The sequence below is a fragment of the Thalassospira sp. MCCC 1A02491 genome, assembly GCF_001613785.1.
Taxonomy (GTDB): domain Bacteria; phylum Pseudomonadota; class Alphaproteobacteria; order Rhodospirillales; family Thalassospiraceae; genus Thalassospira; species Thalassospira povalilytica.
This window is the reverse complement of the sequence record NZ_LPVX01000027.1, coordinates 1-15,410: the sequence shown is the minus strand read 5'-3', so window position 1 is coordinate 15,410 and position 15,410 is coordinate 1. Positions and strand designations below refer to the sequence as shown.

Sequence of the window (15,410 nt, the reverse complement as noted above, 5' to 3'; positions counted from 1 at the left end):
ATACGGCCTCCTGTTTAAAGCCTTGGACGCAAAGCAGGGCGTTGCACCCTGCCGTTTACCCCGGTCCATTTGCTGTCCCGGGAAATTCAGGAACGCTTGGGTTTTGGTTTACGCGCCCCTTTTGAAAAACCGTCTATATCTATACTTAGGATACAGGACTTGCGCTGCAAGGTGCGTTGACGCATATCAAGCGCGGTCAGTAGCAATAACAGGTCACATTGCTATTTCGTGTAGCCCGTTGAAGTGTTGCAACTTCTGCCGATTGCGGGGAAGTTCAACAGACGCTTGAAACAAAGGAGAATAAAGAGGTCATGACGGAAGAAAAAATGCGGTTCGAGGCCGAGGTCAGCCGACTGCTCGATATCGTTGTCCATTCGCTGTATTCAAACAAGGACATCTTCCTGCGCGAGCTGATCTCCAACGCTTCGGATGCATGCGACAAACTGCGTTACGAAGCGATTGCCAAACCGGAACTGCTCGCAGGGGACGCTGAATTCAAGGTCCGCCTTCTGACAGACAATGTCCGCAATGTTCTGACGATTGCCGATAACGGGATCGGGATGAACAAGGAAGACCTGATCGACAATCTTGGCACCATTGCCAACTCCGGCACTGCCAAGTTCCTTGATGCGGTCTCCAAATCCGACAATCCGAAGGATGTCGACCTGATTGGTCAGTTCGGTGTCGGTTTCTATTCCGCCTTCATGGTGGCAAACCGGGTTGATGTCGTAAGTCGAAAGGCCGGCGAAGACCAGGCATGGAAGTGGTCATCGGACGGCAAGGGCGAATACACCATTTCCGAAGCCGAAATGGAAGGCCGCGGCACCCAGATCACCCTGCATCTGACCGACGAATTCAAGGAATTCACCGAAGAATACAAGCTCCGCCATATCGTCAAAACCTATTCCGATCATATCGGCATTCCGGTGGTTCTGATGAAGGCCGATGGTGACGAGACCCTCAATGAGGCATCCGCACTTTGGACCCGTCCGAAATCCGAAGTCACCGAGGAACAGTACAAGGAATTCTACAAACACAATTCGCATGCGTTTGATGATCCCTGGAAAACCATCCACTATCAGGCCGAAGGCGCGATTGAATATACCGGCCTTCTTTACCTTCCGACCATGCGGCCGTTCGATCTTTATGATCCGCAGCGCAAAGGCCACCTGAAACTTTATGTCCGCAAGGTCTTCATCACCGAAGGTGCAGACGAATTGCTGCCACCATGGCTGCGTTTTGTTTCCGGTGTAGTCGACAGCCAGGACCTGCCGCTTAACGTCTCGCGCGAGATGTTGCAGCACAACCCCGTCCTGACCAAGATCAAGAACGGCCTGACCAAAAAGGTCCTGTCCGAACTGGAAACAGCTGCCAAGAAGGACGCCGAAGGGTTTGACACCTTCTGGGAAAACTTTGGTGCCGTGGTCAAGGAAGGGCTTTACGAAGACCAGTCCAACCGTGCGCGCATCCTCAAGATCGCCAAGTTCCGTTCGACCCATGGCGATGGCTGGACCACGCTTTCGGAATATGTCGAACGCATGAAAGAAGGCCAGAAGGCCATCTACTATATCAGCGGCGAAGATATCGAAGCCCTGAAACGCAGCCCGCAGCTTGAAGGCTTTGCCGCCAAGGGGATCGAGGTCCTGCTTCTGACCGATCCGGTCGATGAATTCTGGATGCCGTCAGTTGGCCAGTTTGAAGAAAAGGACTTCAAATCGGTCACCCGTGGCGGTGCCGATCTCAATGACGTCAAATCCGATGACAAGGATGACGCCAAGGACGATAAAAAGGACGATGCCGCCAGCGACGCGTCACTTGATGCATTGATCGCATCGATCAAGATCGCCCTTGGCACCGGTGTTAAGGACGTTCGGGAATCTGATCGTCTGACCAGTTCGGCCTGCTGCTTGATTGCCGATGAAACCGGCATGGATCTGCGGATGGAACGGTTGATGAAACAACATAACCGCGTTGATGAAATCAGCCCGCGTATCCTTGAAATCAATCCGAAGCACAGCCTGATCAAAAAGCTGTCTGACATTGCCATCAAGGATGCAAAGGCACCGATTCTTAATGATGCGGCCCAGTTGCTGCTTGATCAGGCTCGCATTCTCGAAGGCGAAGCCCTGCCCGATCCGGTCAGCTTTGCACGCCGCCTTGATCTGATCATGGAAAAGGGTCTGGGTGCATAAACCCGACACACCAACCAATATTGAGAACGGCGCGTCACAAGATGCGCCGTTTTCTTTTGGAAATCTGCGAAATTTAAAATGCTTATTTACCAACAACGGGCATAAAGGCCCCACATGTGAAAGAAGCTCGGAACCGGCGGGAAGGCCCAAAACACGATGACTGCGATGATGAACTGGCAAAAACTGTTGTCACCCGCACGGCTTGGCACCCGTCATTCCAGTGTCGGCGCTTTTGGCCGGTCCGATTTTCACAAGGATTATGACCGCATCATTTTCTCGGCCGCGTTCCGGCGCCTGCAACGCAAGACCCAGGTTCACCCGTTGCCCGAAAATGACAATGTCCATACCCGCCTGACTCACAGTCTTGAAGTTTCGTGTATCGGCCGGTCGCTTGGCCTGATGGTTGGTCATCGCCTTTCGGAAAAGGGCAGCCTGCCTGATACCATCGACCCCGATCACATGGCCGCCATCGTTCAGGCCGCCGCCCTTTGTCATGATATCGGCAACCCGCCATTTGGCCATGCCGGTGAATATGCCATCCGCCAGTGGTTTATCGATGCCGACCCGGCCTTTACCGGCAGCCTGTCCCGTGAACAGTTTGCCGATCTGACGACCTATGAAGGCAATGCGCAAGGGTTCCGGCTTTTGACCAACAAACGGACTGGTCTGTATGATGGGGGGATGCGGCTGACCTATGCGACGCTGGCAAGTTTCCTGAAATATCCGTGGTCGGCATCGGGAAGCCCGTTTCCCCAGAAAAAGAAATTCGGGGCATTCCAGAAGGAATTCGCACTGCTTGAAGAAGTGGCCGATGCCACCGGCCTGATCCGGACAAGCGACCAGGCATTTTGCCGCCATCCGCTGGTTTATCTGGTCGAGGCCGCCGATGATGTTTGCTATGCCCTGATTGATATCGAGGACGGGGTCGAGCTTGAACTGGTGGAGTTCGAGACGCTGGAAAAGATGCTGCGCCCCTGTATCGAAGGGGACCTTCCCGCCGAATATCACCGCGAGCAGAATATCAGCCGCAAGATATCCTTCCTGCGCGGCAAGATCATGTCGGGTCTTCTTGATGCGCTTGTCGATGCCTTTGTCCGCCACGAGGAAGAACTTCTGGCAGGTATGTGGAAAGGCGATCTTCTTGCCTGTGCCGATGGCCCCTATAACGAGCTGATCGCCACTGCCAAGTCATTCTCGGAAAAACAGATCATCCTGAACCGCCGCAAGGTCCAGATCGAGGTCGGCGCCTTTGCCCATCTTGAAACCCTGCTTGAGACATTCTGCAAAACCGCACTTGACGTCCACAAAGCCCGATCAGAAGCAGACATTCCCTATCGGGCCGGACGTGTTCGGGAACTGATCGGCAATGATGCCATGCCGATCGGTGCGTCGCTTTATGATCTGTATCTGGTGATCCTGGATTATGTATCGGGCATGACCGATGATTTTGCCGCCCGCCTTGCGCGCGACATTGGCGGCGGTCAGCACTGATCAAATGTGGATGCTGGGCCCCTTTATTGCGCGCTATCGCAGACGAACCGCCTTTATTGCCGCAAGCGCGATGGCAGCCGTCATTTACGGGCTGGTTGATCAAAGTACCCGTCCGGAAGTTCAGGCATGGTATTGGCCCGCCGCCCTTGCCGTGACGAGCTTTATGATCACCCGGCTGATTGTATCGCGCCTGATCGGGCGTTTTGTCGGCGGGGTCAGACGCCATCTGCGTTGATGCCAGCGGCCCCGACCACACGTCCGGACAATCAAAAAGGCAGGCCCGAAGGCCTGCCTTTATTCTTGGGAATGTCTGTTTGGCCCATATGGGGCAAACACAGTCAGTTAGTCCTGACCGCCACCCATGGCACTGCTGATTTTCTTGTCAGTATTGTACTGACTAAGCGAATAGACAGCCCAGATCGCCGCCGGTACCCAGCCGATCAGGGTAATCTGCAAAATCAGGCAGATGACGCCTGCGATTGGGCGCCCGATGGTAAAGAACAGTAACCAGGGCAGAAGTAGTGCGATCAAAAGACGCATGGATGAAATCCCCTTGTTGCGTTGACGTGCTTACATGCTGTCTTTGAAAGTGACAACAACGACACGGTTACCCTGTTCGGCAACACCGTCTTCGGTTGCGACCGGAACATTGGCTTCGCCGCTGATGCTGATCGCAAGCTTGCTTGCCGGAACACCACCATCACGAAGCGCCTTTACAACCGCATCGACACGCGATTTTGCAAGAATATCGTTATACATTGCATCACCGGCACGGTCGGCATAGGCAACCAGACTGATCGCAGCTGGGTCGTATTTGCCATATGCTTCGACAATCCCGTTAATGACCGACATAGCTTTGCCGTCAATTGTGGCACTGTCAAAGCCGAAATAGACATTCATCGGAACCGGCATTGCCATCGCGGCAACCGGGGCCGGTGCGGTGTCGATTTCTGCCTGAACAATTGCCAGCGCCTGATAGAAGGCGGCACGGCAATTGTCGATGTCTTCCTGTTGGATGTTTTCTTCGAGTTCCTGCAACCAGCAATCAAAGCTTGCCTGTGCCCGTGCAGCAGCCGTTGCGGCCTTTTCACGGCCACCGGCATCAAGTGCCGCCAGAAGGTCGCTGCGCGCGACTTCGACTTCACCGGTGCTGCCTTCAGGCAGGGAACGTTCGGAAATCATCTGCGGGCCGGTATCCTGGCTCATCGCAGCCATTTTGGCACGGCTGGTGAAGTACCGCGCATCCGCCCAATCGGCTTCGTCATATTCTGCCTGGGCAAGGTCGGCGTAATTCTGATGGAGGGCTGCGTCAAATGCCGACCCTTCGTCAGCCATCTCACGTACCCCTGGAATGTTCATATTTGCACACGCGCTCAAGAAGGCAGCGGCGGACACAACAGCGAGCAGTTTAGCTTTCATCGGTATTACTCCTTGTCTGACCGACATTTTGATCCCAATCCCAATTTTTTGACGGTGATGTTGGCGTCATCATGTGACGGATTTTTACATGCACCTGACAGGTCGTTTTTGCCTGTCTGTTTTTCCATGCTCTGTTTGCCATCGATCAGATCCCCGGTGCCTCAGATCCCCGGAACCGACCCCGAATAGAAGGATGTGAAACCAGTTCATATCCCGAACGCATCATCACAACATGGACGGGGATATAATTACCCCTATCCAAGGATATATAGAAGTCAATTTCATGAAAAAAAGCAGTGGGATAGAGAAAATTCACAATCTTCATACTTCACGGTCGAACACAGACCATTGATCCCGCGCGATTTTATCCCGCCCCATTCCTCGAACGGGTCACAAGCTGTTGCAAAACGCATAAAAAAGCCTGACCGGGTATTTCACCCGATCAGGCCATGATTGATTATATATCCCGGAAATCCGGCAGAAAGAAAAGATCAGTCGGACGATCCGCCAAACAATCCTTTGACAGCCCCGCCAAGCGCATTGGCACCGTCTTTAAGTTTCTCGCCACCTGTTCCGGCAGCACCGCCAACGGCACCGACTGCACCGACAACGCCCTTGCCAAGATCGCCAACGCCTTGCAGCAGGCCATCAACATTAAGGTTGGAAACCGCCTTGAACACCGATGCGTTGATCGCGGTCAGGATTTCACCGGCAACTTCGGCCGGGGTTGCTCCGTTATCTTCCTTGCCAACGTCCTTGAGATGAATTTCCGGAAGATTGGCCGACAGTGACTTGCCCTGAAGCAATGCTGCGGAAACACCGACATTGCCGTTGCGCACATACACATTATCAATGATGATTTTGGGCCTGGACGCGGCGTCTTCGCCAGCAGCACTGTCATCTGCACCCTGACCACCGGACGGACCGGAAACACGATGGACAAAGCTTTCCACGTTGCGCTGAATGGTCGCGATATTGGAACTGCCATTGCCAAGTTCATAGGTCACACTTGGCGCGTCCACCACCACTTCGATGATGCGGATGGTGTCGCTGGTCAGTGTCGATCCATCAAGACGTACCGAAATATTGCCAAGTGAAAAGGCATGGTCGGTTTTGTATCCTTCGGGATTGCCGATCACCAGCCCCTTGATGGCCGCAGTATTTTGCGTCGTCTCGATCGATACGGCATCGACCGTCACATCCGCAAGGGTCACCCGCGTTCCAGCCTTTTCGATCGTCGTTTTCACGATGTCATCAAGATTGACATAGACATAAACAAGCCCGCCCACGACCAGTACGATGATCGCTGCCAAACCAAACAGTATCTTTTTCATTGCCCGTATCCTGCGTAATTAGTCATCGAAACGGTGCGACATTGACCTTATGGGCACCTATCCTGCTTCATACTCCCCAAAGAGTTGCGCTGATTGGCAGGACAATCAAGTTATTTCAAATGACAAACAGCGGGCCGGATGACCCTGGCCCGCTGTTTGGAAGTGTGATGGTCAAGCCGTGATTACAAATTGAATTCGACAACCACCGGTGCGTGGTCGGACGGCTTTTCCCAATCACGCGCAAGGTCATAGACCGATGCGGTGCGCACCGTTCCGGCCATGTTCGGTGTCATCCAGACATGATCAAGACGGCGTCCCTTGTTGCTTGCACGCCAGTCGCGCGCCCGGTAGCTCCACCAGCTGAAAAGCTTTTCGGGTTCGGGCACGACTTCACGAACCGAATCAATGAAATCGCCGGACTGGCGGAACTTTTCGAGAATTTCGACCTCGATCGGGGTGTGGCTGACGACACGCAGAAGCTGCTTGTGCGACCAGACATCATTTTCCGACGGCGCGATATTGAAATCCCCGACCAGAACCGCCTTGCGGTTCGGATCTGCGGCACGCCGATCAGACCACCAATTGGTCATTTCATCGATGAAGGACAGTTTGTGGGCGAATTTTTCATTGATCGCCGGATCAGGCTCATCACCGCCAGCCGGGATATAGAAATTGTGAAGCTCGACACCGTTTTCGAATTTCGCCATGCAGTGGCGGCGATCTTCCTTGCCACAGAAATGGGTGATGTCGGTTTCAACGAAGGGCAATCGCGATACGATTGCCACACCGTTATAGCTTTTCATGCCATGGTTATGGCGATGAACATACCCGGCGGCTTCGAATGCCTCATGCGGGAAATGTTCATCCGGGCATTTCAATTCCTGAAGGCACAATGCATCGGGTTGCTGGTCTTCGAGAAACCGGACCACCTGTTCGATGCGCAGGCGCACGGAATTGATATTCCAACTTACAATCTTCAAAACGGGCTCCGTTCAAGTCTTGTTGGGGAAAGGCCCCTGCCCCACAACCCCGGAAAGTCTATAGAAACCAAAAGGCTTATTTCAGCGTTACCGACAGTTCCGCAACATCGGCAATCACCAGATCCATACGGTCACCGCGCACAACCTGACCGACACCTTCGGGCGTACCGGTGAACAGAAGGTCACCCGGCTTCAATTCGATCAGTGTGGACAAATGCACCAGCGCATCGACAACCGGCCAGATCATTTTCGCAGTGGTGTCATTCTGGCGCACATCACCATTGACCGAAAGTTTCAGATTGGTGGCATGCGGGTTACCGGCATCGGCTTTCGGCTTGATTTCCGAAATCGCCGCACAACCGTCAAAGGATTTAGCCATGTCCCACGGCAAACGGCGTTCCTTGAGACCGGCCTGAACATCGCGGCGTGTCATATCAAGTCCGGCCGCATATCCGAAAATCGCATCTTCGACCGCCGCACGGTCAAGATCCTTGCCCCCCTTGGACAGGGCAACCACCAGTTCGCCTTCGTAATGCAGATCATCGGTTGCCGACGGATAGGGCAGATCACCATCACCAACCACCAGGCAATCGGCCGGTTTCATGAAAACACATGGCGGGGTATCAGACGGGTCCGATCCCATTTCACGCACATGTTCGGCATAGTTCTTACCGATACAGAAAATGCGGTTCACAGGAAAAACCTGATCCGAACCGGTAACCGGAACCGTTGTATGCTGAGCTGGTTCAAAGACGCTGCGCATTCGAAATCATCCTCAAAAAATCATGTTTGAGATAGTGATAGTCGCTCTGCGTCTAAAAGAAAATGGTCACGTTTTGCCAATTCGATCCGTAACAACACGGATCACCAGTTTTTCCAGTTCGAGAATGACAAACAGCCCGATCCCGGCCCCAATGATCCCGATGCCCGCAACAATGCTGACCGGTCGGGTTTCAAACAGGAAATGCATCACCGGCACATAGGTAAAGATCAGTTGCAGGACAAAGACCGACGATATGGCAATCAAAACCGGTCGCGTCACGACCATGCCGCGCAAGGTCAAGGATGTACCACCAAGATAACGCACACTGAAAAGATAGAAGACCTCCATCGCGACCAGAACATTGACCGCAACCGTACGCGCAGTTTCAACAGATGCCCCTTGCATAAGTGCCAGTTCGAACGATCCGAAAATACCCGCCATGAATAACAGCGACACAAACACAATACGCCAGACCAGAAAGCCCGACAAAACCGGTTCGGCAACATTGCGCGGCTTGCGTGCCATCAGGTCGGGTTCGGCCTTTTCAAAGGCCAGCGACAATGCCAACCCGATTGAACTGACCATATTGACCCAAAGAATTTGCAACGGCGAAATCGGCAAAACGACGCCCATCATCAGCGCAACCAGAACACCAAGCGTTTCCCCGCCATTGATCGGCAACAGGAACGTGATCGATTTTTTCAGGTTGTCGTAAACCGTGCGTCCTTCGCGTACTGCATTGACGATAGAGGCAAAATTATCATCGACCAGCACCATTTCTGCGGCTTCCTTTGCGGCCTCGGTGCCAGATATGCCCATGGCAATGCCGACATCGGACCGTTTGAGTGCCGGGGCATCATTGACGCCATCCCCGGTCATCGCCACCACCCGTCCTGCGGCCTGCAACGCCATGACCAGTTGCAATTTGTTTTCCGGGCTGGTGCGGGCAAAGATGTCGGTGGTTTCGATGGCCTGTTGAAGGTCGGCCTGGTTCATCGCATCAATTTCGGGCCCGGTCAGGTAGCGTTCGGTATTTTCAAGACCCAGCTGTGCCCCGATCGCCTGTGCGGTAATGCCGTGATCGCCGGTAATCATTTTGACGCGAATGCCGGCCTGCCGACAATTTGCCACCGCGCTGATTGCTTCGGGGCGTGGCGGATCAACAAGCCCCAGCAACCCGATCATCACAAGCCCGTTTTCGACATCATCAAATGTCAGTTCCTGATGGCTTGCGGGCATTTCACGGATGGCAACCGCAAGTACACGCATGCCCTGTGCGGCAAGTCCGGCAATCCCGGCTGTCCATTTTTCCCGATCAATTTCATGATCCTGGCCATCGCTGTTGCGTTGATGGCTTGCCATGGCAACCAGACGATCCGGCGCACCTTTGACAACAATCAGTTTGTGCCCCGCATGATCATGATGAAGGGTCGCCATGTATTTGTAGCTGGAATCAAATGGCAGAACATCAAGACGCGGAACCGTTTCATCAAGCCGGTCATGATCAAACCCCGCCTTCATCGCCAGAACCAGAAGCGCACCTTCCATCGGATCGCCAAGAACGTTCCACGCATCGTCCTTGCGCACCAGTTTGGCATCGTTGCACAACATGGCCGCGCGGGTCAGAAGCGCCAAGCCCGGAATGTCATCGGCATCCTGTTCGACCCCGCCAGCGACAAAACCGCCATGCGGGTCATAGCCGATCCCGGAAACATTCACATTGCAATCAGGCATCCAGACCGATTGCACCGTCATTTCATTGCGCGTCAGCGTCCCGGTCTTGTCCGAACAGATTACCGATACCGCGCCCAGCGTTTCCACCGCCGGCAATCGCCGGATGATGGCGTGCTGGCCGGCCATGCACTGAACACCAATCGCCATCGCGATGGTCAGAATGGCGGGCAAACCTTCGGGGATGCCGGCCACGGTCAAACTAACAACCGCGACAAAGGTGGCGTCGATGCTCATGCCCTGCACCACAACGCCAAAGGCAAATACCATCACCGCAACCAGCAAAATGATGCCGGTCAGGATCTTGGCGAACTGGCTCATTTGGCGCAAAAGCGGCGTGGTCAGGGCCGCGACATCGCCCAGAAGACGGTTGATCTTGCCGATTTCTGTCTGGAATCCGGTTGCCACCACCAACCCCTGGGCCTGACCGGTGGTAACCAGTGTTCCGGCATAGGCCATCGATTTGCGATCACCAAGGGCTGCTTCCCGGGCCACCGGATCGGCATTTTTGGTAACCACCAGGGATTCCCCCGTCAGGGCAGATTCAAGCACCCCGAAATTCTTGACCATGAAAAGTCGAACATCCGCCGGGATGCGGTCCCCTGCTTCGAGGCGCACAACGTCCCCCGGGACGAGTTCGGTGGTCGGAATTGTCTTGCGCTGCCCATCGCGCAGCACCGATGCGCTTGGCGAAAGCATGTTCTTGATGGCGCGCAGCGTTTCTTCGGCCTTGCCTTCCTGGATGAAGCCGATGGTCGCATTCAAAAAGCACACCGCCAGAATAACCACCGTGTCGATCCAGTGCGCCATCATCGCGGTTACCGATGACGCAATCAGCAATACATAGATCAAAAGATTGTTGAATTGCCTGGCAAAACGTACGAGCGCGCTTTTGGGTTTGGCCGTCGGCAGGCTGTTTGGGCCATATTGGCGTTGGCGGGCAATAACGGCGTCATGGGAAAGTCCGGTACGATCGCATTCAAGCTGATCACAGACCGCATCGATGGCAAGGCCATGCCAGGCTGCGGGTGCTGTTTTGTCCTGCGAAGACTGACCGTTGTTGGAACCATTGCGTGACGCCATCAAAGCACCTGCTGCCGAATTCGAACCCGGCATCAATCATAACCATGCTGCACCGCAGCGCAATTACAGACTGTGATCATGCACGCAATTGGCAACGTCACCACACATTTCAGATGTGGTGACGTGCCGAAATTTGTTGGTCGGATTTTGAAAAACCGGACTGTAACCGGGTCACAGAAGGCCTTCGATCACCCGGTCTGGCGGCGTATGACCGTCAACAAAGGTCTTGATATTGATCAGAACCTTTTCGCCCATATCGACACGGCCTTCGATGGTCGCCGATCCCATATGCGGCAACAGAACCGCATTTTGCAGTTCCAGCAATTTGGGATTAACCGCCGGTTCGTGTTCGAACACATCAAGACCGGCACCGGCGATCTCGCCATCGGCCAGCATCCGCGTCAGGGCCGGTTCATCAACGATTTCCCCGCGTGCCGTGTTGACCAGAATGGCGTGCGGCTGCATCAGTTTAAGACGGCGTGCCGACAACAGATGATAGGTTGCTGGCGTATGCGGGCAGTTGACCGAAACGATATCGACATGTGCCAACATCTGATCCAGGCTTTCCCAATAGGTCGCATCAAGTTCGTCTTCGATCTCGGGATGAACACGCCGACGGTTATGGTAATGCACAGACAGACCAAACCCCTTGGCACGGCGCGCCAGGGCACGGCCAATACGGCCCATGCCGACAATCCCCAGACGCTTGCCCCAGATACGATGCCCCAGCATCAGTGTCGGCCCCCATCCGGCCCATTCGCCTTTGCGGATAAGACGCTCGCCCTCGGCAAGGCGGCGCGAAACCGACAGGATCAGCGCCATGGTCATGTCGGCGGTGTCTTCGGTCAGGACATCGGGGGTATTGGTAACCGTAATCCCGCGCGACCGCGCTGTTTGCAGGTCCACATGATCAACACCGGTCCCGAAATTGGCAATCAGTCTAAGGTTCGGCCCCGCATGGGCAAGCACGGCCGCATCGATCTTGTCCGTCACGGTCGGCACCAGAACATCGGCCTCTTTGACGGCATCAATGAGTTCCTGTTTGCTCATTGCAGCGTCATCAATATTCAGACGCGCATCGAACAATTCCATCATGCGGGTTTCAATCGCTTCCGGCAGTTTCCGGGTCACGACGACAAGCGGTTTTTTCTTGGTCATCTGCCGATCCTATGCGGTCTTTTAACTCTTTTTCTGACAAAATGTGGCATGACGCGCTTTTGTGCCCTGCCGCATTGCAGTGATGCCACGCTCAAAGGTACAAAAGCAAGGATTTTGACGCAGTTTTTGTAATTTTATTACACAAAGAAGAGTTCTGGCAGGACGCTGTCAGAGAAAATAAACGAAGGAATACCAACACGATGCCGCAGATTTTGCGCAAATTTCTGTATCGCTTCATGGCTTTGGCGATTTTGGGCAGCCTGACCACCCCGATCGTGGCCAGCGCACAAGAATCCGGCTTGCCCATTCCGCGATTTGTCGCACTGCGGTCAGACAAGGTATTTCTGCGTTCGGGCCCGGGTTTGCGATACCCGAAGGTCTGGATCTATCACCGCCGCAACATGCCGATGGAAGTCGTTTCGGAATTTGATACATGGCGCAAGGTCCGCGACTGGGAAGGCAGCGAAGGCTGGGTTCATCAAAGTCTTTTGGTCGGGTCGCGTCATGTCATCGTTACTGATGACAGCATCACGCTTTATTCCGCAGCAGATGAAAACGCCCGGAAAATCGCCATGGTTTCGGCCAGTGTCATCGGACGCATCGAAGATTGCCCCGCCAACCTGAACTGGTGTCAGCTGCGCTTTGGCGATTTTGAAGGCTGGGCCCCCCGTCACGGGTTCTGGGGCGTCTATGAGGATGAAACCGTCGAAGGCTAGGCCGCCGCGCCGTCCATTTCCAAAGCACGTCCCGCTCAATCGCCTTCGCAGCTCGGGATGCGCGGGTCATCGCAATTGACCGACTGATTGTAATCACCTGAATACGGCCAAACGGTTGTGGGCAATTAGGGATGATGATTTCCGGTGTCGTCATTGCCCTGTGCCCCAAAAAGCTCACCGGTTCAGGGCAATGACCCCGCCATAGCCCGGTACGGCATCAGGCGTCAGGCATCAACGGACACCCGGCTTGGGCGCTGTGTATTGCCGCCACCGCCGCTTGAGGTTGCCTGGCCACCACTGTCATAGCCGCCAAAGACCGGCGTGCTGGTGGTTCGTGTGCCTGTGGGGCTGTTTGGTGTCGTGCCGCCAAATCCGGTTTCAAAGCCGGTGTCGTCATCAGAATTCGGATCGAAGGTCGACGTATCATTCTGTTCAAGGAACGGATCAGGTTGCGGTTCCGGCAGGGCAAAGCCACCGACCGTCACGGTCTGGTTGGCAAGCTGACTGGCGATATCCCCCAGATAGGCCTGAAGGTTTTCAGAAATTCTGGCCTGCACATCGTCAGTTGCAGAAGCATCATTTGCCGTCAGCTGCGCCTGGACAATGTTGTCACCGGCAACCTGCGAAATACGGTTCTGATCGCGGGCAATCGATATGCTGCCGCCATCAGCCGCCAGCGAGATTTCACGATCACGAAGGGCTTGCTGTGCCTCGTCAATCCGGGTGCGTGCATCGGTGACGCCCGCCGCATCCGACAGGTCAATAGATGACAAACCCGCTGCCAGATCATCGGCCGATGACGCATAAAGATCGACATTGATCCGGTTGTCCGACGAGGTTCCCGATCCGGCCTGAACAGTGATGGTCTGGTCTTCGGCCAAAAGATTGCGACCGTCATAGCTGCTGTTTGCCGCGATATCGTCGATTGTGGTCAGATAATCTTCGATCTGGGCATTAAGCTGGGCGCGTTGTTGTCGTGAAAGGGTCGGGTTTTCTTCGGCGGTTTTGATCAGCGCATCTATTTCATCAAGCGCATCGCCGATCCGTGACAGATCAGTTGCAGCTTGCGACACCAGATCGCTGGCACTGCCAAGCGTGCCACGCAGCTTTTCAGATGTGTAATTTGCGCCGCGCACCGCATCGGTATTGCGCCCGGTCGATCCGGCATTGGCGGCAGACTGGTTCGCATCGCCCGCAATCAACCTGTTCTGCGGTGCGATTGCACGCGCAGTATTGGTATAGATCGTAAGCTGGCTGGCCAGTGGTTCCATCGCTTTTCCGCACAAACAAGCCGGCGAGGCAACTACATGTTGCGCGGACAAAGAATTTGAAATGCTTTCAAACTTTTGCCCGCCTGACCTTCCTGGTGTCCGGCGGAAATACCAGCCATTAGTATAGATTATTCGGCGTTAAACATTAAGCGCAAATGCGCAATCGGCGCGCGATATCGGGATTTCCGGCCTGATCGACCTGCATCAACGGTGATGCAGGCCCCAAACGGACGGTTAATCGGGACCGAATCGATCCCTGATCAAGCGGTCTTTGTGCGTCGCAACACCGCAAACAGTTCAAGATGCGATGACCACAGGAACTGATCGACCGGGACAATTTTCTGGATTTCATAACCGCCATTGCGCAGCACCCGCATGTCACGGGTGAATGTCGCCGGATTGCACGACACGGCCAAAACCCATTCCGGGCCACCAATCGCCAGTTCCTCGCACTGCGCAAGCGCCCCGGCGCGCGGCGGGTCAAACACAACCAGATCAAATCCCGCCAATTCGGTCGCAGTCAGGGGCTGTCGGAAAAGATCCCGTTTGACGACCTTGATCGGGCTTCCTGATTGTCCGACCGCATATTGCAGCAATTCAACCGCACGCGGATCGCTTTCAACCGCGGTGACCGAACGCCGTTTCCCGGAAAGGGCCAAGGCAAAGGTGAAACTGCCAACCCCGCAAAACAGATCGGCCACCTGTTTGGGGGCAATATCGGCCAATGCGGCCTTAAGAGCCGTGACGAGTGACTGTTCACCTTCGCGGGTGGCCTGCAAAAAGCCGCCCGGGGCGATCGGCACATCGACATTTTCAAAACCGACCGTTGGCGTGTGACGGGCCGCAACCGGTTCATCGGGGCGATCACCGACCTTCCAGCTCAGGCGGGCAATATTCAGACTGTCTGCAAATTCCGCCAGGTCCTGACGCATATCAAGATCAGGATCGGCTGTCGCATGGATCAGAACATCAAGCCCGTTATCGGCATGCGTGACAAAGACTTCCTTGATGTCGCGCGCCTGATCCGGCGGACAGGAGGACAGAAACGTCACGAAGGCTTCGCGAAATGCCATCAGTTCAGGGCGCAAAACCACGCAATCCGGAACATTGAGAACAGTATGGCTGAACCGGCCATGGAACCCGACAAACACGCCAGCAGCCCCGACATGAACCGAAAAACCGGCCCGTCGGCGACTTGCCGGCGGGGAGATTTCAACATCAGCAATCAGGTCATCGGCATCTTCGGGGTCAATCCCGGCCCGTAAAACCGCC

Annotated in this window: 13 protein-coding genes; 4 read left to right on the top strand and 9 right to left on the bottom strand. The window is 54.8% G+C overall.

Translation table 11 applies throughout. From position 1 onward, the window contains the following. The first annotated feature begins 311 nt into the window (after positions 1 to 311). From htpG to AUQ42_RS09015, 3 genes are all read left to right on the top strand, one after another. Positions 312 to 2,192: a molecular chaperone HtpG gene (gene htpG / locus AUQ42_RS09025; RefSeq protein WP_068518761.1), complete on the top strand. Its 1,881-nt coding sequence runs from the start codon at positions 312 to 314 to the stop codon at positions 2,190 to 2,192. Between the two features lie 156 nt (positions 2,193 to 2,348). Next, entirely contained in the window at positions 2,349 to 3,683 is a 1,335-nt protein-coding gene (locus AUQ42_RS09020; protein WP_231856722.1) for a deoxyguanosinetriphosphate triphosphohydrolase, read from the top strand. Between the two features lie 4 nt (positions 3,684 to 3,687). Beyond that, positions 3,688 to 3,918, top strand: coding sequence for a hypothetical protein (locus AUQ42_RS09015; protein ID WP_068518760.1), 231 nt, complete (start codon positions 3,688 to 3,690; stop codon positions 3,916 to 3,918). Positions 3,919 to 4,025: 107 nt separating this feature from the next. On the opposite strand, the gene AUQ42_RS09010 is transcribed toward AUQ42_RS09015, so the two are convergent. From AUQ42_RS09010 to AUQ42_RS08980, 7 genes are all read right to left on the bottom strand, one after another. Then, a complete protein-coding gene (locus AUQ42_RS09010) occupies positions 4,026 to 4,223 on the bottom strand; it encodes a YqaE/Pmp3 family membrane protein (protein ID WP_068518759.1) in 198 nt (65 codons plus the stop codon). Between the two features lie 30 nt (positions 4,224 to 4,253). Next, positions 4,254 to 5,018, bottom strand: a complete 765-nt coding sequence (locus tag AUQ42_RS09005; protein ID WP_228194417.1) for an OmpA family protein — start codon at positions 5,016 to 5,018, stop codon at positions 4,254 to 4,256. 575 nt (positions 5,019 to 5,593) lie between these two features. Then, complete coding sequence (locus AUQ42_RS09000) at positions 5,594 to 6,436, bottom strand: hypothetical protein (protein ID WP_068518757.1); 843 nt, start codon at positions 6,434 to 6,436, stop codon at positions 5,594 to 5,596. A gap of 182 nt (positions 6,437 to 6,618) precedes the next feature. Continuing rightward, positions 6,619 to 7,416: an exodeoxyribonuclease III gene (gene xth / locus AUQ42_RS08995; RefSeq protein WP_068518756.1), complete on the bottom strand. Its 798-nt coding sequence runs from the start codon at positions 7,414 to 7,416 to the stop codon at positions 6,619 to 6,621. A 76-nt stretch (positions 7,417 to 7,492) separates the two neighbouring features. After that, a complete protein-coding gene (locus AUQ42_RS08990; protein WP_068518755.1) occupies positions 7,493 to 8,179 on the bottom strand; it encodes a fumarylacetoacetate hydrolase family protein in 687 nt (228 codons plus the stop codon). A gap of 66 nt (positions 8,180 to 8,245) precedes the next feature. Next, positions 8,246 to 10,993, bottom strand: a complete 2,748-nt coding sequence (locus tag AUQ42_RS08985; protein ID WP_068518770.1) for a cation-transporting P-type ATPase — start codon at positions 10,991 to 10,993, stop codon at positions 8,246 to 8,248. Positions 10,994 to 11,164: 171 nt separating this feature from the next. Next, positions 11,165 to 12,151 (bottom strand): D-glycerate dehydrogenase, encoded by a 987-nt coding sequence (locus AUQ42_RS08980; protein ID WP_068518754.1) that lies wholly within the window; start codon positions 12,149 to 12,151, stop codon positions 11,165 to 11,167. Positions 12,152 to 12,351: 200 nt separating this feature from the next. Between AUQ42_RS08980 and AUQ42_RS08975 the strand changes: the two genes are divergently transcribed. Then, positions 12,352 to 12,867 (top strand): SH3 domain-containing protein, encoded by a 516-nt coding sequence (locus AUQ42_RS08975; protein ID WP_068518753.1) that lies wholly within the window; start codon positions 12,352 to 12,354, stop codon positions 12,865 to 12,867. A gap of 224 nt (positions 12,868 to 13,091) precedes the next feature. Here the strand turns inward: AUQ42_RS08975 and AUQ42_RS08970 are convergent, their stop codons facing one another. Further along, positions 13,092 to 14,138, bottom strand: coding sequence for a hypothetical protein (locus tag AUQ42_RS08970; RefSeq protein ID WP_068518752.1), 1,047 nt, complete (start codon positions 14,136 to 14,138; stop codon positions 13,092 to 13,094). 260 nt (positions 14,139 to 14,398) lie between these two features. Beyond that, positions 14,399 to 15,410: class I SAM-dependent RNA methyltransferase (locus AUQ42_RS08965; protein WP_068518751.1), on the bottom strand; the 1,012-nt coding region annotated here is incomplete at its 5' end.

What these genes read in the sequence shown, in the direction of transcription:
- htpG (WP_068518761.1), top strand. Translation starts at nt 312, where the DNA reads ATGACGGAAGAAAAAATGCGGTTCGAGGCCGAGGTCAGCCGACTGCTC.
- AUQ42_RS09020 (WP_231856722.1), top strand. Translation starts at nt 2,349, where the DNA reads ATGACTGCGATGATGAACTGGCAAAAACTGTTGTCACCCGCACGGCTT.
- AUQ42_RS09015 (WP_068518760.1), top strand. Translation starts at nt 3,688, where the DNA reads ATGTGGATGCTGGGCCCCTTTATTGCGCGCTATCGCAGACGAACCGCC.
- AUQ42_RS09010 (WP_068518759.1), bottom strand. Translation starts at nt 4,223, where the DNA reads ATGCGTCTTTTGATCGCACTACTTCTGCCCTGGTTACTGTTCTTTACC.
- AUQ42_RS09005 (WP_228194417.1), bottom strand. Translation starts at nt 5,018, where the DNA reads ATGGCTGACGAAGGGTCGGCATTTGACGCAGCCCTCCATCAGAATTAC.
- AUQ42_RS09000 (WP_068518757.1), bottom strand. Translation starts at nt 6,436, where the DNA reads ATGAAAAAGATACTGTTTGGTTTGGCAGCGATCATCGTACTGGTCGTG.
- AUQ42_RS08990 (WP_068518755.1), bottom strand. Translation starts at nt 8,179, where the DNA reads ATGCGCAGCGTCTTTGAACCAGCTCAGCATACAACGGTTCCGGTTACC.
- AUQ42_RS08985 (WP_068518770.1), bottom strand. Translation starts at nt 10,993, where the DNA reads ATGGCGTCACGCAATGGTTCCAACAACGGTCAGTCTTCGCAGGACAAA.
- AUQ42_RS08980 (WP_068518754.1), bottom strand. Translation starts at nt 12,151, where the DNA reads ATGACCAAGAAAAAACCGCTTGTCGTCGTGACCCGGAAACTGCCGGAA.
- AUQ42_RS08975 (WP_068518753.1), top strand. Translation starts at nt 12,352, where the DNA reads ATGCCGCAGATTTTGCGCAAATTTCTGTATCGCTTCATGGCTTTGGCG.
- AUQ42_RS08970 (WP_068518752.1), bottom strand. Translation starts at nt 14,138, where the DNA reads ATGGAACCACTGGCCAGCCAGCTTACGATCTATACCAATACTGCGCGT.